The following is a 20,529-nucleotide window of genomic DNA, read 5'->3' as shown; positions in this document are numbered from 1 at the left end:
AGAACGACGCTATATACAGAGTTGCCACTTCATAAGTTGAATAATCGGATTATTTGATTCGGGAACAAATGTAGGAGTTTTTTCAGGAAATAACAAGGAGGTGCCCAAAGTCTCTCCACAGTCATCCTTGGATAGCCCTAGGATCGCATACTACACCGACAAAACAGGTTGCATGAATTGTCGGATCAAGTGCGTCATGACAAAACAGACTTTACAGCACCTCCTTCAAGCATGTTTACTTATCAGAATACAATCCCAACGTATTTCCTTCGCTATCGGAAAACATTGCGAAATAGCCGCGGTCTTCGGATTCGATCTTTGTCTTTTCGCGGACGATGCTGCCACCGTTGGCTTTGATCAGAGCAAGCGTTGCATCCATGTCGTCCACATTCAGATGGACAAGCACGCCGTTCTTTGCCGGAAGGAAGTCGGCCGCCCATGAGATAGCACCCGGAGCCAAGCCGTCCTCGTCGGGGAAGAAAGCCATCTTTTCGGATTCGCATTCCATCACGCTCAATTCCAGGTTCAACACTGTTTCATAAAACTTCACGGCTCTGCCAAAATCTGCCGTAGGGATCTCGAAGAAAGAAACTAACTTTTTCATGTTCACTTTTTTTGTCGTTAAACTATTTCTGCCAATTGACAATGCAAAGGTAGGACACGCCGAAGGAGCAAACTTGGAAAAAAAGGACATTAGTCGTTTTCGGTAGAAAAATAATCGGAATAGGGTGCACAGAGGGACAGGTATTCCTTCGGCGTATAGCCGGAGAATATTTTAAACTCGCTGATAAGATGAGGCTGGTCGTAGAAACCGCATTCGCAGGCCAGCCGCGAAAAGGTCATGCCCGGAACAGACTGCAACATATACAAAGCATGCTGGAAACGGACTATGCGCAGGAAATCTTTGGGACTGATCCCTATATGCCCGGTAAACACACGCTGAAACTGCTTGGTACTTAAAAAGACGGAAGATGCCAGGTCGGATACACGTATCTCCCCTTTTTCACGGCCGATCGTCGAGATCACAGAACGCATGCGCTCCAGGTTATACGATTTCAGGGGATTTAACCGGCGAAGGAGGAATTGCTCGACCAGACGGATACAATTCCGGTCTTCTGCTTCGTATAGGAGGCGGTCTTCCAGTTCCAGCAGGTCGCGGTCGCCTGCCTCACCGGCAGTAACCTTCCGGTCACAAAATTCGCTGACCGGTATACGGAAAAACGCATTGGCGGCATAGGTATGGAAAACGACAGCCAATATCTTTATATTTCCGGTATAGCTCAGGTCGGAGAAGCCGACGAACTGCCCGCACAGGACGGACTGGCTATCCAACCGGCGGGTATCCTGCCGGGAAGAAAGCGAGACCGGATTTCCGCGGTAGAAAAGCATCTGGATATTACCACACGGAATAATACGCTCGGTACTCCGGGCGACACTATCCGTCTCCAGCAACCAGTAATGCCTGATGTAAGGAGCAAGTGCCGGCGATGGTAATACGATCTGAAATGATTCCATGGCGGCAAATATACAAATTTATCCGGCCAGGATATAACTATCGAAGTACAAAACTGTCGGAGAGCTGCCGACATCATTCCGGCAATCTGCCACCCTTTTTCCGTGGACTAAGGCAGGAATCATCCTACATGATTGCCACAATCATCCCACATGATTACTACAATCATCCGGGATGATTCCTGCTTTAGTCGTATAGGCGACCATGCCGATGTCCGGCAAAGCCGTCTATTCGACCGGGACATAAATCTCGGTCATCAACTCTTCCGGTGCCGTATTGGCCGGATTGTTCAGATACTTTTCATACCCCGGGGAGTCGGCCGGTTTATAGCCGCCTTCCGGTAACAGGTGCGAATAGACCGTATCGTATACGGATTTCAGATGTTCATAAGAACCCTGATAGCGGTAAACAGCATATTTGCCGCCCGGCAACTGTTTTACTCCTATTTCACCCCGCGGTTCCGCCGGTTTGGGGAGGATAAGGCAAACGTCTGTCCGCAACTTATCCGGCTCGGTCACTTTGGGATCGTTATGATAAATACAGATATGCTCGATGCCCTCTGAGAAGAGGTTCTGTTCTTTCACGAATCCCCATAACTTTTGCCAGGCTCCGCAATAATCGAGGTTCATATACGCTCCCGACAGACGCAGGTAAGCGATCTGGCAGGCCGGAAGTTCTTTCACTTCCGCTTCTATTTTCAAATCGTGTCTTATTTCTAATGGTCTCATGATAATGTAATCTTTGTTTTTACGATATCCGTTCGGCGAAATACCATAGAACTGTTTGAACACCTTCGACAGAGAAGAGGGTACATCGTATCCAACGCGCCAGGATATTTCCTGTACCGGCATATCAGAGTGACGCAGTAACCGAGCGGCCGTCTCGACTCGCATCCTGACGATAAAGGCACCTATATTTTCACCGAGGAATGCCTTTACTATCCGATGGAAATGCCAGGGCGAAAAACCGGACATTTCTGCCAGTATATCCAGATCAATTGTTTCGCTCAAATGATTGTTGATATACTCCACGAGGATATTTACTTTACGCTGATACTCTTCCGTTGTTGCAGGTCGTTGTTCCATATTCTTTTGTATTTCGCTACAAAGATAACCTCCGGCCTGAAAACCTACTTGTCCTATCTTGCTAAAAAGAGAAAGGGCGACCATCACTGGCAGCCCCTTCCGACGTTCACGTTGAATTATCGTTTGTTTCTAAATCAGAGAGTGAATGTTTAATATCATCCATTGTTATTGAAAAATTTTCATTGTTGTTGAGCCTTTCCAGGACCAGCGCGCCGATCTTACGGGCACTGGCCTCATCCGGGAAAGACCTTAGCGTGTCAATTGCAGGAATGGTGGGCTGATATATCAACACCTTCTCATTCATCACGATCCGATAGCCCCAGCCATCCTCCAATTGAAACGTTTGCAACTCCGGTTGCCGGCCGTCCGGAGACCCCTTTTCCCCGGGACGGAAATAAATAAGTAAAATAAGTACCGGTAGCAGCACCAAGCCCCAAAGAGCTTTTCTACCTTTAATAGTCATCATCGTCGTATTCATAAGGGTGAAGTTCCCAAACATCATCAAAACGGTAAGTGCTGCTTTTACCCGTTGCCACAAATCCCCTCTCACCATTGGAGAAGCCGACCGCAACCGTACGGGCCGTACCTTTGAATTTGGCTACATTTTCCCACAAATCGGTTGCAGGATAATATTTCCAGGTGTCAGAACGTAAACTTCCGCTTTCACCGCAGGTCAGGTAGACAGCTCCGTCGATCACGAAAGCCACACCATTCATACGTGCTATATTATAATCATCGTCATAATCATCATCTGAAGTATCGGCTATGTCGCGTAATTGCGTCCATGATTCCGTCGACGGGTCAAACATCCAGAAATCGTCCACATATTCTCCGTTGTTCACTCCGCAGCAGACATATGCCTTGTTGTCCAAAACAAAACTGGTGGCACCCCAGCGTTTAGTCCCCCCGATACTAACGATCTGCTGCCAGCTGTTGGAAGAAGGATTGAACGCATAGAAATCTTTCAGATAATTTCCGTCGTCACCACAACCGATATAGGCCTTTCCGCTGACACCGAAAGCCACCGCACCGTAACGCGCCGTTCCGGGAAAGTCGGCTTTCTGTGTCCAAGTATTGGTAGCAGGGTCATATTCCCAGAAATCATTCAGACGGTTCACTCTGTCATAGCCGGTTCCGAAATAACCTTTACTATCGACAGTCATGGCCACCGCTGAGTTTCGGGCTGTCCCCGGGAAGTTAGCCTTTTGTGTCCAGGAATCGCGGTCCATATCATACTCCCACAAGTCTGACAGACAGTTTTTACCATCATACCCGCAAACCAGATAGCCTTTATTTCCAATAGAGAACGAAGAGGCATCACTGCGTGCCAGGCCGTCGAAGTCGGATACGCGATACCACTTACCTATCAAATCATCATCATCGTCATCCCCACAGGATACCATTACCAGAGGCAGCAACGCCAGCAGGAACAGAAATAGTCTTTTTTGTGTCATCATATAACGTGTTACTGTTTACGGTTGCAAAAGAATAAAGTATCCGAAACACCGGCAAATTAAATCGACAAATGGCGGTTCCTGTCCGATGAACGGGTATTTATGGGAGGTAAAAGGCTTTTTCGGACGTTGTTTCCGGCTTACCGCCGACTAATCTGCGGAATCAGGCGATTAACAGAGAAATCCGGGGCATTGACAGGTTATTCTTGCACAGGAAATACCGAATCCGGTTCTTTGTGCGGTCAATAGAATAGTATTATATATATGAAAAGAAGCCTTTTTCTGCTATGGATATGCCTGGCAACAGCCGGTTGCCTCTTCCAATCCTGCTATGACGAGAGTAATAAGTATGGTAACGGATTAGTATCTTCGGCATTCCGCAATATCAGTACCGACACCAGTACGGTGACAGTCGCAGCCATGTTGATTGACTCGCTGGAAACCTCCGGCAAGGAGCTCGTCTTGCTGGGTGAATATACGCATCCGGTATGGGGCAAAATGTCCGCATCCGGTTATGTATCCTATAACCGTCCTTCCTATAATACCGATATAGACGAGCGCGTCGTACTCGATTCGCTTATGCTCACCTTCAGGTACGGAGGTTATTATATCGGCGACACGCTGAAGGCCCAACACTTCAACGTACACAGGCTGACCCAGAAACTCAGGCTGGGAGACAACGGTTATCTTTACAACACCTCGTCGTTCACCTATGAAGCCGAACCATTGGCAAGCCATAGCTTTATCCCGCGGCCAAACAGCGGGGAAGAAGTGGAAGTGCGCCTCCCGGACGAAATGGGACAGGATTTCCTGACCCGTTTCCACAGCCGCGACGTACAGGTTAATTCCGATTATTTCGAAGATTATTTCAAAGGGCTGGTCGTTATTCCCGAAGGGGCCGACAACCAGTCGCTCCTCTCCTTCCAGGTGGCCGACAGTTCTGCCGTGCTCGTTCTCCATTACCATATAATAGATGAAAAGGAAAACGAACAGGAACTGACCTTTACGCCCAATACCAGCACCCAGTTCAATCATTACGAGCATGACCGGAGCGGTACGGCGCTGGAACCGTTTCCTCCCGAGCAGAAGGAAATCCCTTCCTCCCAACTGGATAACAGGGGTGTTTTGTTTGGCGGACTGGGATGGTATGCCCGCCTGGAATTTCCTTATATCAATAATATCCTTATGCAGGGAGAGCAGGTAGCGATTGAAAGCGCACTGCTAAAAATTTATCCTGAACCGGGCACGTTTTCGGCAGAGAATGCCCTGCCCGACAGCCTTTATCTTTATATCGCCGACGAGAACAACGTGGTTACCGATGCCGTGACCGACTATCTCGGTGAAGAGGTGCAAAGCGGAACATTGGTAAAAGATGATACGTATGATGAAAATACCTATTATTACTTCGACATTACCAGTTTTATGCAACAGGAACTGGGAGCTTTCGGTATGTATAAGCATAACCTGCAACTGGTATTCAACGAAGATACTTATACAAAGACATTCCGCAACCTGACCTTCAGCGACCAGCAAGGCCGTTCGCCCATTGTTTTACAGCTAATCTACAAAGTATATGAAAGTTATTAAGCATCTGACTCTATTCCTTTTACTGACAGTTACCGTCAACGCACAAAATATAATGACCTCGTCGCCTTACTCGATGTTCGGGATCGGCGAGATCGTAACGGGATTGTATGGTTCCAATTCGGCGATGGGGGGTGTATCGACAGGTATGCGCAGCACCTGGTTGCTCAATACGGAAAATCCGGCTGGCCTGACGGGGCTCGACACGCTCCGGTTGTTTGCCGAGACATCCGCCTTTATGAAAAGCGAGTCGTACCAGTCGAAAAACGGCAACAGCAATGCTTTCACCGGAAATATGTCGGCTTTCACGCTGGCAGGACGTATCATGCCGCACTGGTATATGGCAGCGGGATTGACCCCTTATTCATCGGTCGGCTATTATTTCCAGAGTACGGAACCGCTGGAAGGCTCACCCGGTTCATACTATACAAGTACGTTCGAAGGATATGGCGGACTGTCAAAGGTTTACCTGACCAATGCATTTATGTTGGGCAAGAATCTATCGGCTGGCGTCAACGTCAGTTACATCTTCGGAAACACTAAACTTACGGAAAGCCAGAGTAGCATTTCCGTAGAAAACAGAATGTACACGCATGCGTTCTATGCTGATTTCGGATTGCAATATCACCGCCAGATCGGAAAAGAGACGGCTTTTACAATCGGGGCCGTTTACGGATATAAACAGCGGCTGAGCATTGAAAATTCGATCGCAATCGTTTATAGCAGCAGCGAAACAGAGGAGAGTAAAAGGAATACAACCCAATATTTGCCTCAATTTGCCGGCATAGGCGGCTCGCTGACCTACAAGAAATGTACTTATGCGCTCGACTATGATTTCCACCAGTACAGCAGCCTTTCATCGGGTGACAGCCGGGTAAAATTCAGGGATTCGCATAAGTTGCGGCTGGGGTTCGATTATTCGCCCAACGGTTATTCGTCTTCGAGTTTCTGGAAACGCAGTTCGTATAAGGCCGGAGTAAACCTGTCGACTCCTTACTTGCAGATCAACGGGCAAAAAGGTTACGCCTACCGCTTCAGTGCCGGAATGGGACTTCCGGTAACGAACGGACGGATCAACGTAGCCCTTTACTACGACAAGACCCAACTAAATAATGATGTATACGGACAGAGCACTTTCGGGATGACGGTTACGTATACGCTGAGTGAGTTGTTTTATAAGTTGAAATTGTAATCGGGAGCCTTCTATTTCGAAGATGTCCCGCTCTCCAGAATGCTGACAATGGAGAATAAAGTAAAGCAGATGCCACCCAAGCCGGCTAAAACTCTGGCCGGAACAAAATAGTAAGCATGAGCGGAACCCAGTTCGAACAGGAAGGCGGACAGGAACAAACAAGTCAATGCCGTAAATATAGGTATTAACGGAATACGGTTTGATAATTTGAATTCGTGCCGCCATATTTTGGATAGCAGGATCACTTTGCTGGAAATGCTATAGCATACCAATCCCAGTCCGATCATGATATAGCCTGTTGTACCGTTTGCCGGATTGATGGTAGCCAGGATCAGGATAATTCCCCATACAACACAAATACTGCCCATGACCAATACCATAATAGGCCAGAATTCACGTTCGGTAGGAGAAAATATATTCCTGATCTGCCGGGCAATAGTCGCTACCAAGGCAATCAGACTCGTACAGATACAGGCCAGGCCGATCATCACATGGCCAGCCACAAAATATTTCGAGCTCTGGTCGCTATGGGCTAACAGGCAGAATGCCCATATCCAGACAGTCAAGGCGATCAGTCCGGCAATAGCAATCAGGGTCAGTCCCTGGGCACGGGTAAAAGCCTCGGGCGGAATATCATGGCCTGTCTTTTTCGAATTGACGGTAATCATGGTGAACCGGGTGGAAGAGGTGGCAGTTGTGGCTACACAAGCAGTAATCAGTCCCACTCCGCAGATTACATGACCGGCTACAAACGATGCCGTATCAGGCGACCGCATAATCCATATCCCTGCAACGACCGTCAGGATAGCCGACAAATATCCCAATGCCGGAAGCGCATACCGACTGATCTCTCCGAAAGTATTAATAATCTGCCTGATAATGGTTGCCGCCGTTGAGAACAGGGCTATACAAATCATACCCAAAGAAAATACGACCGGACCAGCCACAAAACGGCTCGGGTCGGTTCCATATTCATACACGAACCAGCCGTAACCGAAACAGAACAGGGCCATCAACAAGGGTATAGCCCTAAAAAGAACACTAATGCCGTAATTCATAGTCTATTTGTTTTTAATTTTCCTCCAAACAGACAGGATTACGGCATTGTTCCTCAAATTACATTTTTATAGAATCTTTTTAGTTATCAGGGACAGGGAGACCTATTCCTGCAAGGCCAACCGCCCCATAAGTGCCGGAAGGTAGGAGTCGCTGATCGGGATCAACTCGTCACCGATGCGGATACGTTTCCGTTCGATATAACTGATGTGGGAAAGAGATACGATATAAGAACGGTGCACACGGCAAAACAAACTGTCGGTGAGGTTTTCTTCAAACCGCTTCAGGCTGACCTGCGAAAGCAGCGGTTTGCCGTTCGTGCGATGAATCTTCACATAATCGCCATAGCCTTCCAGAAAAAGAATCTCTTCTTTACGAAGGCGAATGATCTTACTTCCTTCCCGAACAAAAACAGGTTGTTCAGTCTGTTCTTTGTGCAACACTTCATGCACATCAGCCAATGCTTTATCCAACTTCTCAAAATAGCCCATCAGAGCATTCAACGTAGAAGCATCTCCATCGAAAGTAATACATTTCAACATAGTCGCTTTTCTTTTAAGTTTACACTACAAATAAATAAGAATATTCGGTGAACAAAGGTTAAGAACCGATAAATGGTAGAATTGGGTCGGTGAATCGCCCGGAGGAAGAGGGTGAAAAAAATCACCTCGATGATGCAGTATTTCACCGGATCATTCTTCCATCAATATCCATTTCTTGAATACCGGGGTTTTCGTTTTACTGATAATGATACGTTCCGGAATAGGCAAAGTGAGGTTGACAGACAGGCGGCTGCCGAACCAAAGGTCAATATCCTTAATGGCTTTCCGGGAGATAATGAACTGGCGGTTGGCACGAAAAAAATGCTTTTCATCCAGTTGGTCGCCCAAGGCATCCAGAGTGCGGTCTACCGGATGCAGCTTGCCGTCGGAAGTATAAGCAGTAACCTTTTCATTCATTGTATAAAAATACTGGATATCTTCTACCTGCAACGGGTAAAATTTGTCGGTGAGCATGATCAGAAGGCTCTTTATGACGTGCCGTCCCTGTATGGTATCGTTCGTGCGCCGGATATGGGCCAACCGCTCTTCGGGGCTGAAGAGGCGCAATTTTCCTAATGCCCGTTCAAGGGAAGTCAGTGTGATCGGTTTCAGCAGATAATCGATACTGCTGACCTGGAAGGCTTGCAGGGCATACTCGTCATAGGCCGTTGTAAAAATGACCGGTGCAGCGATTTCCACCTGTTCGAATATTTTGAAGGCTGAGCCGTCAGCCAGGTGGATATCCATAAAGATAATATCCGGCTGGGGATAGTTATGGAAATAAGTAACGCTTTCCTCTATACTCTCCAGTTCGGCCACTACCTCGACAGGCATCATGGTGTTTTGCGAAAGAATTGCTTTCAGGCTACCAACAGCAGCCGTTTCATCCTCGATAATTACAGCGTTCATACAGTTTAATCTTTTAATTGTTATACCCGTCCGTTACCGTTCAGTAAAGGAAGGGTTACCTTAAAATAATCTTTCCGGTTGGAGATATGGATATCCTTTCCGGTAAGCATCCGGTAACGTCCCCATAGGTTCTTCAACCCAATGCCGCTTCCCGTGCTCTCTTCCACCTTCGGCTGTACCCTGTTGGATACGACCAGTTGGCTCTCTTTAGTAGTATAAACGTCGATTTGCAGCGGATACTGCTTGCTGATCACATTATGTTTAACCGCATTTTCGATCAGCGGCAGAATACTCAGGATGGGCAAATGCCATAATAAAAGTGCCGGAGCCGCTTGAATAGAGAAGAATAGCTTCCCTTCATAACGGACGCCAAGGAGATAAGTATATGCTTTTACAAACTGCAATTCTTCTGCCAGCGTAACCATTTCTTTCTTGTTGCTCTGCAAAATATAACGGAAAACATTCGACAACTCATCCAGATAAGTCAATGTCTGCTCCTTCTCCCCGCTCCTGATCAGGGAGTTCAGCCCATTCAGGGAATTGAAAAAGAAATGAGGGTTGATCTGTCCCATCAAAGCATTGTATGAAGTCTGGAGTTTTTCAGTCTTCAATTGTTCATATTCAAGCATCATCTGTTGTTTACCATTCAGCAGGCGTATCAAAAGGACACTCAGCAAAACGGTTAGCAGTATAAATAGATGTTCCGTCAGAAAGGGTTTCGGGAAATCTGTCGCCCGGCTGAGAACCATAGACATATGCGGATCAGGGGAAGCAGGGGGTGTCGCTTTCTTTCTTGCCGCATCTTCCATTATAACAAAACTATCAGAACGGAACATTTGATCAACTTCCAAAAGGTCGATCATCACAAAACGGTGTATGACCGGATACATGAAAAAGAACGCAATGCCACAGACGATTGTCACACCGACAGACAACAGGATTGTTTTATATTCTTTATTACAAAACAGACGGTCGCCCAACTTATACATTTGAGAATCCAGTATAAACAGCAGAAAGGCATATACGAAAAACCAAAATAAGGAATAATAAAGAAATTCATCTCCGGACGAATAGTTCCCCGGGAAAGGGACTCCCAGCGACTGCATTTTATAAGTATGCATCAACATGGTAAAGTTGACGAATAGGCTTAACAGCACTGACACGATAAAACCAATCAGCAGATTGTTTTTTACGGAATGTTGCATAAGTGTTTTATTTATAGGTGACAAAAGTAAACCTATTACCACGTCGATAAAAATTAAACCGATGAAAGAGACAAAAACATCGGCGAATCGCCGTAATTACCTAATAAAACGTATATCTTTGTTCAATCTAGAAAGGTTAGTCACTACTCTGCCTTCCACATTATATATACTCACTTTATAGAATAACAACAAATCAGATATGTCTGAATGGTGTAAATATATTAACGGAAAACTAGTATTATTGATATTGACAGGAACCATACTTCTCGTTCTGACTACATGCTCTAAAAGGGAGAAGGAAGAAATGCACACCATCGATATTCGCTCCGGATGTATATATCCTCAGGCCATACCATTAAGTAGTATCACAGATTCAGTCGAGATCATTCATTTTTCTGATCCTTTTTATAGGGATAAAGTCTTGTTGCTCGACAGTGTAATCGTCGTAGAGAGTAAAAAATCTTGCCAGCTTTTCGACCGCAAAGGAAAGTTCATAAAAGAAATTGCCCGTAAAGGAAACGCTCCCGATGAATACCCTAATTGTTTGGCATTAAATGAATGGAATGGGAATATCTATATTACAGATCACAATGGTGTAACAAAAGTTTATACACTAGACGGACAATTTTTGGAAACCTTTCTATGCCCTATCGATTTTCTAAGTACAATAGGAGTCCTGAATGAAAAGGAATTTGTCGGATACCGCATCAACTATAAAGGGAATGAGAAAGACCGAATGATATTCTATGGGAAAGATACTATCTTCAACAGACTCTCCTACCAAAAAGAATACACTGAACCCAAAAACTACTTCTTTTTCAGGAAAGACGGCCATTTTGTAAGAACTCCTCATTCTTTATTAATGAAAGAGTTACTGAACGATACGATTTATCAGGTTTCGTCTGCTACGCATAACATCGAACCGGCTTATCTGCTGGAACTGGACTCGTTGCGGGGAGATGAATCTTTGCGTTACTCACTGGAAAATCCGGAATTCGAACTATTCCGTTATACACCTTATATCATGTTATTAGGAGAACACAACTCAACCTGCTGGTTCACCACCGTATACAGTTCCTATGAACAACAAAAACAAATATACGCAACGCACTGCTATGACAGGAAAACCAAAAAGGTTTACAGCATGGAACTTAAAATGTCATTGAAAGATATGGGGAAGGATAGTCAACTCTTATATGATTCTACCCAATATACCCCTCCTTCAGTCAATTGGGATAATTTCTTTCCGGAACAAATGTCGACAGACGGACGTTACCTGATGTCATACAGAGGAAACGATATATTAGTCATAGCTCGGCTAAAAAAGAATCCTATAGCCATCCTCCAACCGGACACAAACCTCAGATGGCACACAGTTCTTTTGCCTCTTATTATATTATTAATACTCGCAAGTACATATTTTTACTTCCGCCATAAAAAGATCAGGCAAGCCTTGAAACAAATAAAGAAACAGTTATCCAGTAATGAAGAAATCCTGAAACACTATCACATAGAACTGGAAAAGATGCGGAAATCATCCACTGAAACGACCGCTTCCATACAAAAGTCGGCCGAACTGGAACAGCAAATCTACCTCCTTGAAATACAGAATGAGGAACTAAAGCAACATTTAGCAGTCCGGGAACAGAAAAAACAAAAAACGGAAACAGAAAGGACACATCTTTCCGTATCTGATGAAGGTTACAACTTATTTATAAAACTGAAGGCAGAACCGTCCTATGTCTTTATCGGAGAAAAAGAGCACGAACATCTTTGCCGCATTACAGATAAACTCTATCGTCAGTTTGCCACCCGCCTCCAGACTACTTATCAAGAATTGACCAAACACGATATAGAAACCTGCTGCCTATTGAAAGCCGGACTAACCAATCAAGAGTTAAGCATCATCTTCAACAATACGCCAGCAGCTATCACCAAATCAAAGAACCGGATTAAGAAGCGAATAGGACTGAATGGGGATACAAATCTCGATTCTTTCCTTCAGGAGTTTTGAATGTTGTCCGGTCAGTTACTCCATTTTATTTTGTAACAATTAGTATTTCAACTGTTTAACAAAACACATTTGTCAAGGTGTGATTCTCAGAACATCCTTTTTGTTCCTGTACTTTTGCGATATGAACTATAAACTCAAATCAACAATGTTATGAAAGTACATGTTATTCTTTTTATTTCTTTTCTGGGAATAATCATATCCTGCACACAGAAATCCGACCTTCACTCCAGTATAGACGTCGTCAATATCGGACAGCAAATGGAAAACCCTTCTGAAGTACCCATCCGCGATTTAGCCAAATCTGTCGAAATCGTCCAGTTGGAAACAAACGATTCGCTGTTGATACGTGATATCTACAATCTCCATTTATTTGATAATAACCTGTTAATTGATGGCCGTTTGTTTGACAGGTTTGGTAAGTTCTTAAATCAGGTCTACCGAATAGGTGAAGGACCGGGCGAAGTAACCAAAGGAGCCAATGTCATTAAGGTGAAAGACAACAAAATATATGTACTTGATTTTGCAGGTAAAGTAAATGTATATTCACCGGATGGTAAATGTCTGGAAACAATCAAATCGCCAGCTAATTTCTATTTTGAATTCCAACCGCTGGATAATGGTAATTTCGTCGGCTTCAAATCCAACTTCAAAGGAGATGAAAAGATCTGTCTGGAGTTCTTTGACAAAAACGGATTACAGGCAACTGTCCCCTACACCGAACAATACACCTCTGAGGCAAGCTGGTTTGCGCCGGGAGAAGGCAAATTTTTCGATCATAATGGCAAATTGTTGTTGAAAAAGCTCCTTTGCGATACAATCTATCAAGTAGATACAAAAAAACATCTGCTGGTTCCGGCCTATCATATAGATTTCGGGAAATGGCCATCCAAAGAAATTCTCCGGTATAGCTACAAATCAATAGAAGAACTACAGAACCGACTTTTTACAGAAATGCCGTTTGTCAGTTTCTTGGGAGAGGGTAGTGATTATCTCGTTTTCACTGTCACTTTCACCGACATGGTAAAACAACAAATGATGCATAGTACTAATTTCTATAACTTCCAAAATAAAAGTACCCGAAGTGTCATGCTGACATTATCTGATGAAGATCTTAAAATACTGGGAGAAGACGGCGATCCGCTCCCCGATTATATGAAAGGCATATCAAATAACTATTTCTTCCCTCAGGTGATGTCGGATGACGGAAATAGCCTGATCAGTTGGCGACAACAGACAAACGACCAAAATCCAGCTGTTATTATAGCGACACTCAAATAATATATCCATACAAAAAAGCCACCCAAAACGAATCGGATGGCTTTTTTGTATGGCAATTAAATCCCGAAGGATTAGAATCTTCTTTCTTTGATTCTTGCTTTCTTACCTGTAAGAGCACGCAGGTAATACAATTTAGCACGGCGTACTTTACCCAGTTTGTTTACAGTGATACTTTCGATGAACGGTGATTCGATCGGGAAAATTCTTTCTACACCAATGTTCTCAGACATCTTACGAACAGTAAAACGTTTTTTGTCACCATGTCCTGAGATACGGATAACAACGCCTCTGTACTGCTGGATACGTTCTTTGTTACCTTCTTTAATACGGTAAGCTACTGTAATAGTGTCACCACTCTTGAATGAAGGATATTCCTTCTTTGTAGCAAACGCTTCTTCTGCAATCTTAATTAAATCCATTGTTTTATAGCTTTTTAATTGTAATTTTAAATGAAACGCAATTTAACGGGCTACTTCTCCCGACAGAGATTGCGCAAAGCGGATGCAAAGTAACGAAAGATTTATTTGATACGCAAATTGTAGGGGGAAAATTCATTCGAAAATCAAAGATACTTCCTTATATCAATACTCTTTTCTGAATAAGGAATAAAGAAAATGGGTAACTCATCAAATTTATAGTCCATCTTCAATGGTAAATTTTTTAGTAAAGATATATCATGTTTCAATATCAAACCAGAGTCTTTGGCATTATACAATTTGATACAAAAACGTTCTTTACAATAACCAGACATAATCTGAGCCTTTTTAGTGAGCTTTGATAATGTCTCAATATCCGGTTCTAAAGCTATAATCAAAGCACAACACTTATAATTTTCTTTCACAAAATCATCAAAAGAGTGCAGCAACATAAACAATTTTGCATAACTTGCCTCTATCTGACTTTCCGCCTTTATGATATTATCATAAGTATATTTACTTTTCAATTCAACCAAAATTAAATATTTCTCTTTCGCACAATGATAAATAAGCACTCCGTCACATCCTTTGCATAAAGAGAAACGATCGTCTTTTTGTTTGAACAGTAAATTCATCTGATCTAATATCTTTTTATTTAAATAGATAAAATCTCCATTCTCAAGACGGACGGACCGCACCTTCGCCTGCGGATCTTCTTCTTCGATTGTAACTGCTCCTGTATATTCACAAATAAAGTCAGGATTAAATAAGGTTTTAAGTTTATCTATCATAAAGCTATAAATTATGTTCTTCTATAAAATCATCCAAAGCAAACGAAACGGTAGTTGTTTGTTGTACTACATCAGAAAAAGTATCAAACGGAATACCTTTAGAAGGTTCCTGTGTTATAATCTCTACACTTCCGTCTTCCCTTCTCTTAAAATAATAAGCACCTAGTTTATCAGGGTTAAGAGTTAACTCGCCATCAAGCCCGTTCTGATTACATAAAGCATTATAATCTTCTGCCGATACATTCGACTTAATGTAATGTAGCTTCAATAAGTCATTTATTCTCCCCATAAAATAGTCGCTATGTGTTGTTACCTGAAAAGAAGCACCATCGTTCACTGCATGAGCAATCAGATCTGCCACTTTTATTTGCATCCGGGGATGAAGATGAGCTTCAGGTTCTTCTATTAAAACCGACAGTTCTGCCGCCCGATATCGCTGCAACAACAAAAATAAAGGACTTAACTCTTTAATTGAAGAAGCTGCCGCACTAATAGGTAATTTTGTTCCATTAAACTCATAATAAAGCCGTCCGTCTTGCCTGACCAGGTTTCCTTTTAATATATCTGATATCGCATCTAACAAATAAGGAGGGCAAAGAGTCTCATTATACGAAGCAGAAAGAACCAAATCCAGTACCTCTACAAACTCTTTATACATTCCAATACTCATTATAGCATTCGTTGCACTTATACTAGCTCCCATTAAAGCAGCTCTGGCTGGCGGCAAAAGCATATTTCTCTGATAACCTATATTTAAAAGTGACTCAGATAAATATCCTTGACTTATAATAGCCAAAAGGTTTATATTAGGCCGAGTTTTTTTATAAGGACTTCCTTCATTGCCATTCAAATAAGTTATTATGTCTTTTTCTCCAGTGTCTTCTACCAGCTTATATCCAATTGTAAAATTAGGGAAATTAACGTCTATTTCTACTTCTGCTTCCAAGCCTTCATTTCCTATCAAATATCCAATAAAACGAGAAGCATTCTTATTCAACCATTTTTTATACTGTTGAGCTGATATAGTTATATTATATTGATTAAGTTGATTTATTTCTGAAGCATTTTTACCTAACACCTCTTCTATAAAAGAAACTAATGCCGCCTCTCCCATCATTGAATTAACAAAAAAATAAGACAAAAAAGCAGCATAGCTTTTCCCTAATCCCGAATCTCCCGAAAAGATCATAAAAGGCTTGTACTCAAAAGTGGTATTCTTCAAAGCACCCAGTTTATGTATCTTAAATTGTATAGGCATAACGACTTGTTTTATTGTTTTGCATCAAAGATACAAATAACCTTAATACGAAAAAGATATCAAAGCTAAAATTCATAATTCAGCTTATTTTCTTATTTTTGGTGGATAATAATGATAACGTGAAGATGAGGAAGATACTTACAATGCTGTTATGTTCTGTGTGTTTACTAACGGCCAAAGCACAGACTATTCCTAATATGTACCGTAACGTCGATCAGGCAAAAATGAATCATTGGGTTGATTCTGTGTTTGATAAGATGAGTTACGATGAACGGATCGGACAACTCTTTATGGTGATTTCCGAACCGAAATCGGATAACCGCACCATGCAGCGGCTTATGCGATACGTCAATGAAATAAAGCTCGGAGGAATCCTCTTTCATAAAGGGAATCCTGTTACCCAGGCTGAAGTAACCAACCGGTTGCAAAAAGCGTCACGTGTCCCGATGTTCGTTTCGCTGGACGGAGAATGGGGCTTGTCTATGCGCCTTAGCGGAACGACACGCTTCCCTAAAAACATGATGCTGGGAGCTATCGAAGATGATAAACTGATTACCGAATATGGGAAGGAAGTAGCCCGCCAATGCAAAGAGATGGGCATTCAAATCAACTTTGCCCCCGATATAGATGTAAATAGTAATACCGATAACCCGGTAATCGGCCTCCGTTCGTTCGGAGAGAATCCCCGTGCCGTTGCCGATAAAGGAATAGCCTATGCTCGCGGATTGGAAACTGCCGGTATCATCTCTGTAGCTAAACATTTCCCGGGGCATGGCGATACTTCGGATGATTCGCATAATACATTGCCTGCCGTCCATCATGACCGGGCACGCCTGGACAGCGTTGAATTGTATCCTTTCAAACGTTACATCTATGATGGTTATGCCGGAGTTATGACCGGACATCTTTATGTTCCGGCACTGGATAAAACCCGTAATCTCCCTTCCTCCTTTTCCCGTCCGATTGTAACGGGACTGTTGCAGGAAGAACTTGGTTTCAGAGGCCTTTGCTTCACAGACGCGCTGGCCATGAAAGGTGCTACGACTAAAAAATCGGATAATCCGTCAGTAAAAGCATTACTGGCTGGGAATGATATATTGCTGGCCCCGGCTGCCCCGATTAACGATTTCACTGCGGTGAAAGAGGCTATCGACGAAGGTATTTTATCCATAGAGGATATCGAAGCCAAATGTATCAAGATACTCCAATACAAATATATTACCGGACTGGATAAATACCGACCGATTGAAACGAAAGGATTAAGCAAACGGCTGAACTCACCGCATGCAGCCTGGCTGGCCGCCAAACTCAATGCAGAAGCAATTACATTATTAAAGAACGAATCCGACATGGTCCCGCTCAGACAGCTGGATAAAAAGAAGATTGCCGCCTTGTCAATCGGTTCGCCTGCCGGAAATGAATTTCAGGAAATGCTGGGACGTTACGACAGTATTGCCTGCTTCAGCATCAGCCGTAGTTCAACAGCTGCACAAATCCAACATGTTTACAGACAGTTAGAGAAATACGATGTAATCATCTGCGGCGTACACACAGTCCGCATCCCTGAAAGCCTGCAACTCCGCCAGCTGGCGACTAAGAAAGAGCTCGTTTATGCCTTCTTTACCCTGCCCTATTTCTGTAAGGAATATAAAAGTTCCATTATGAAAGCGAAGGCGGTAGTGATGGGATACGAAGGAACGCCTCTTGCTCAGGAATATGCCGCCCAGGTTATCTTCGGGGGGATTCCAGCTAAAGGCAAACTACCGGTTACCATCCCAGGCGTATTCCATGCCGGAGCCGGTATCTTCACGGAAAAAACACGGTTAGGTTATCACGAACCGGAGGAAGTCGGAGCCAATCCCATACGCCTCGATGTAATCGGATCCATTGCAGAAGAAGGACTTGAAGAAAATGCCTATCCGGGTTGCCAGGTGCTGGTTGCCAAAGACGGTATGATTATTTACGACAAGGCCTTTGGTTACTTTGACTACGACCAAAGCCGGAAGGTACAGGAAAATTCCGTCTACGACCTGGCGTCTGCCTCCAAAGCGGCCGGGACCTTACTTGCCGTAATGAAAGCGTACGATGAAAAGAAATTCACCCTCAATAATAAAATAGCAGACTTTCTCCCCGAACTGAAAGGTTCCAACAAGAAAGACCTGAATATAAAAGAATTGCTTTACCATCAGTCAGGAGTTGTCTCCACAATCAATTTCTATCTGAATGCCATCGATAAGGATAGTTACAAAGGCAGCCTTTACAGCAGTGTAAAGAACGCTACCCATCCGGTACGCTTCGATGCCAAAACATACGTACGCAATGATTTCAACTATCTGCCCGACCTGGTTTCTACTGAGAAGAAACCGGGATTCACCACCGAGGTAGCCCGCAACTTCTACCTGCACGATTCCTTCAAAGACAGTATCATGCAGGAAATAAAAGACTCCCGCCTCGGAACACGCGGCAAATATGTGTATAGCTGCGTCAACTTCATCATGCTGAAAATGATGGTGGAAAACCAGATGAAGCAACCGATGGACCAGCTGTTGCATAACGACTTTTATAGCCGGCTGGGAGCCTGGCACACCACTTATAACCCGCTGAAAAGAATAGACAGCCTCCTGATTGTCCCGACCGAGAACGACCAGTTCGTACGCCGCCAGTTACTTCGTGGCTATGTACACGACGAAGCTGCCGCTTTCCAGGGGGGCGTCTCCGGCAATGCCGGCCTGTTTTCGAATGCCAATGACCTGGCGAAAGTATTACAGCTTTTCCTTAATCAGGGCACTTATGGCAACGAACAATACTTATCAACAGAAACCTGTCGTCTTTTCACCCAAAGTAAAAGCCCGACAAGCCGCCGCGGACTGGGTTTCGACAAGCCTGCCCCGGGAACACATAAAGGTTCTCCTTGCAGCAGCCTGACGCCACCTTCCGTCTATGGGCACACCGGCTTCACCGGGACTTGTTTCTGGGTGGATCCGGACAACCAGTTGCTTTATATCTTCCTTTGTAACAGGGTCAATCCGTCGCGTGCCAATAATAAACTCAGCCAGTTGGATATCCGCAAACGAATACAGGATGCAATCTATAAGGCAATTGATAGGAAAAGCCAAAAAGATTAGTATTTTTGCACCACCTTTTAGAACAACATTAATTACATAAAACAAATAAAGTATGCTATTCGGACACGGTGATGACTTTTACAATTCGCAGAACGAAGTAAAGATTAACTTCAGTTCTAACGTATGGCACGGTGCTAACCTCGATAAACTCAAGGAACATCTCAATGAGCATTTCAGTAAACTGACACGTTATCCGGAACCGGATGCTGCTTCACTTAAAAGGTTGCTTGCCCGCCGGTATGAGATAAAAGAAGAAAATGTAGTTGTAACCAATGGTTCGATTACCGCTTTCTATCTGTTGGCACAGGCTTGGAGAGGGGCTAAATCAACGATTGCCGTTCCTTCCTTCTCTGAGTATGAAGATGCCTGCCGCCTACACGAACACGAGATAAATTTCTTCCCAACCTCCGACGACCTTTCGGAACTTTCTCTGGAAGGACAGGATTTCTGCTGGATATGCAATCCTAACAATCCGGATGGTAAATTGATTCATCGTACGGAATTGCTCCGGTTGATTGCAGCCAACCGCAATACAAAATTCATCATCGACCAGGCTTATGTTGCCTTTACCACCGAAGATATGCTAAAGCCTTCAGACGTTAAGAATCACCCAAACCTGATTCTTATCCAGTCTATCTCTAAGGCCTACAACATTCCGGGATTACGTATCGGTTACTTGGTAGCTTCTCCTGAAATAACAGCCGAAGTAAATAAGTATATCATCCCCTGGTCGGTAAACGCTATTGCGCTTGAAGCCAGTAAATATATCCTGATTCATCCGGCCCAGTTTACTTTGCCTATCCGTAAGTGGCAGCGTGAAACAGCCGAATTGATTTATCAGTTAAGCAAATTCGATAACCTGGAAGTCATTCCTACTTCAACAACCTTCTTCCTTGTCCGCCTAAAGAAAGGCACAGCGGCAGAACTAAAGAAATACTTGTGGGAGAAGAATGGAATCCTGATTCGTGATGCCTCCAACTTCCGCGGACTGGATGAAACATACATCCGCCTGTCCACCCAAACAAGTGCTGAAAATCAGATATTGATTGATGCTATCCGTGAATGGTTCGCTCAATTATAATAGTATAAAATAGAATAGCCGGAGTA

Annotated in this window: 18 protein-coding genes; 6 read left to right on the top strand and 12 right to left on the bottom strand. The window is 43.8% G+C overall.

Translation table 11 applies throughout. The features are described 5' to 3' along the window. Positions 1-235: 235 nt before the first annotated feature. From DWW91_RS21715 to DWW91_RS21695, 5 genes are all read right to left on the bottom strand, one after another. A complete protein-coding gene (locus DWW91_RS21715; protein ID WP_010800538.1) occupies positions 236-604 on the bottom strand; it encodes a VOC family protein in 369 nt (122 codons plus the stop codon). A gap of 89 nt (positions 605-693) precedes the next feature. Further along, entirely contained in the window at positions 694-1,515 is an 822-nt protein-coding gene (locus DWW91_RS21710) for a helix-turn-helix domain-containing protein (RefSeq protein WP_122328890.1), read from the bottom strand. A 225-nt stretch (positions 1,516-1,740) separates the two neighbouring features. Continuing rightward, positions 1,741-2,598, bottom strand: coding sequence for a GyrI-like domain-containing protein (locus DWW91_RS21705; protein WP_044215299.1), 858 nt, complete (start codon positions 2,596-2,598; stop codon positions 1,741-1,743). A gap of 106 nt (positions 2,599-2,704) precedes the next feature. Next, on the bottom strand, positions 2,705-3,076 hold the full coding sequence (locus DWW91_RS21700) for a DUF4907 domain-containing protein (protein WP_009859500.1): 372 nt from the start codon (positions 3,074-3,076) through the stop codon (positions 2,705-2,707). After that, positions 3,051-4,052, bottom strand: coding sequence for a kelch repeat-containing protein (locus tag DWW91_RS21695; RefSeq protein WP_009859501.1), 1,002 nt, complete (start codon positions 4,050-4,052; stop codon positions 3,051-3,053). Before DWW91_RS21695 ends, DWW91_RS21700 begins: the two co-directional genes overlap by 26 nt. Before the next feature lie 264 nt (positions 4,053-4,316). Here DWW91_RS21695 and DWW91_RS21690 point away from each other — a divergent pair, with 264 nt between their 5' ends. After that, complete coding sequence (locus DWW91_RS21690) at positions 4,317-5,639, top strand: DUF4270 family protein (RefSeq protein WP_122328889.1); 1,323 nt, start codon at positions 4,317-4,319, stop codon at positions 5,637-5,639. Continuing rightward, entirely contained in the window at positions 5,626-6,828 is a 1,203-nt protein-coding gene (locus DWW91_RS21685) for a hypothetical protein (RefSeq protein ID WP_010800542.1), read from the top strand. Before DWW91_RS21690 ends, DWW91_RS21685 begins: the two co-directional genes overlap by 14 nt. Positions 6,829-6,839: 11 nt before the next feature. Here DWW91_RS21685 and DWW91_RS21680 read toward each other — a convergent pair whose 3' ends face one another. The 4 genes from DWW91_RS21680 to DWW91_RS21665 form a co-directional block, all read right to left on the bottom strand. After that, on the bottom strand, positions 6,840-7,886 hold the full coding sequence (locus tag DWW91_RS21680; RefSeq protein WP_009859504.1) for a DUF2776 domain-containing protein: 1,047 nt from the start codon (positions 7,884-7,886) through the stop codon (positions 6,840-6,842). Between the two features lie 102 nt (positions 7,887-7,988). Further along, positions 7,989-8,426: a LytTR family DNA-binding domain-containing protein gene (locus tag DWW91_RS21675; protein ID WP_010800543.1), complete on the bottom strand. Its 438-nt coding sequence runs from the start codon at positions 8,424-8,426 to the stop codon at positions 7,989-7,991. Positions 8,427-8,576: 150 nt separating this feature from the next. Then, the gene (locus DWW91_RS21670) at positions 8,577-9,335 is read right to left on the bottom strand and encodes a LytTR family DNA-binding domain-containing protein (RefSeq protein ID WP_046146322.1); all 759 of its coding nucleotides are present in this window, start codon (positions 9,333-9,335) and stop codon (positions 8,577-8,579) included. 20 nt (positions 9,336-9,355) lie between these two features. Next, a complete protein-coding gene (locus DWW91_RS21665) occupies positions 9,356-10,540 on the bottom strand; it encodes a sensor histidine kinase (RefSeq protein WP_122328888.1) in 1,185 nt (394 codons plus the stop codon). Between the two features lie 199 nt (positions 10,541-10,739). Between DWW91_RS21665 and DWW91_RS21660 the strand changes: the two genes are divergently transcribed. Together DWW91_RS21660 and DWW91_RS21655 are read left to right on the top strand one after the other, a co-directional pair. After that, positions 10,740-12,554, top strand: a complete 1,815-nt coding sequence (locus DWW91_RS21660) for a 6-bladed beta-propeller (protein ID WP_009859508.1) — start codon at positions 10,740-10,742, stop codon at positions 12,552-12,554. A gap of 150 nt (positions 12,555-12,704) precedes the next feature. Next, a complete protein-coding gene (locus DWW91_RS21655) occupies positions 12,705-13,832 on the top strand; it encodes a 6-bladed beta-propeller (RefSeq protein WP_122328887.1) in 1,128 nt (375 codons plus the stop codon). 71 nt (positions 13,833-13,903) lie between these two features. On the opposite strand, the gene rplS is transcribed toward DWW91_RS21655, so the two are convergent. From rplS to DWW91_RS21640, 3 genes are all read right to left on the bottom strand, one after another. After that, positions 13,904-14,251 carry a 50S ribosomal protein L19 gene (rplS, locus tag DWW91_RS21650; RefSeq protein ID WP_009859510.1) on the bottom strand — a complete coding sequence of 116 codons (348 nt, stop codon included), beginning with the start codon at positions 14,249-14,251 and terminating at the stop codon, positions 13,904-13,906. Positions 14,252-14,394: 143 nt separating this feature from the next. Further along, positions 14,395-15,039 (bottom strand): hypothetical protein, encoded by a 645-nt coding sequence (locus tag DWW91_RS21645; RefSeq protein WP_009859511.1) that lies wholly within the window; start codon positions 15,037-15,039, stop codon positions 14,395-14,397. A 4-nt stretch (positions 15,040-15,043) separates the two neighbouring features. Continuing rightward, positions 15,044-16,297, bottom strand: coding sequence for an AAA family ATPase (locus DWW91_RS21640; RefSeq protein WP_009859512.1), 1,254 nt, complete (start codon positions 16,295-16,297; stop codon positions 15,044-15,046). Between the two features lie 125 nt (positions 16,298-16,422). Between DWW91_RS21640 and DWW91_RS21635 the strand changes: the two genes are divergently transcribed. Both DWW91_RS21635 and DWW91_RS21630 read left to right on the top strand, forming a co-directional pair. After that, positions 16,423-19,422 carry a glycoside hydrolase family 3 N-terminal domain-containing protein gene (locus tag DWW91_RS21635; RefSeq protein ID WP_122328899.1) on the top strand — a complete coding sequence of 1,000 codons (3,000 nt, stop codon included), beginning with the start codon at positions 16,423-16,425 and terminating at the stop codon, positions 19,420-19,422. Between the two features lie 52 nt (positions 19,423-19,474). Continuing rightward, positions 19,475-20,503: an aminotransferase class I/II-fold pyridoxal phosphate-dependent enzyme gene (locus DWW91_RS21630; protein ID WP_009859514.1), complete on the top strand. Its 1,029-nt coding sequence runs from the start codon at positions 19,475-19,477 to the stop codon at positions 20,501-20,503. Positions 20,504-20,529 lie beyond the last annotated feature (26 nt).

Source organism: Parabacteroides sp. AF17-3, assembly GCF_003635445.1.
In the GTDB taxonomy this organism is placed as follows: domain Bacteria; phylum Bacteroidota; class Bacteroidia; order Bacteroidales; family Tannerellaceae; genus Parabacteroides; species Parabacteroides goldsteinii.
Note: the sequence above shows the minus strand (reverse complement) of the source record. Positions and strands in the feature narration are given on the sequence as shown.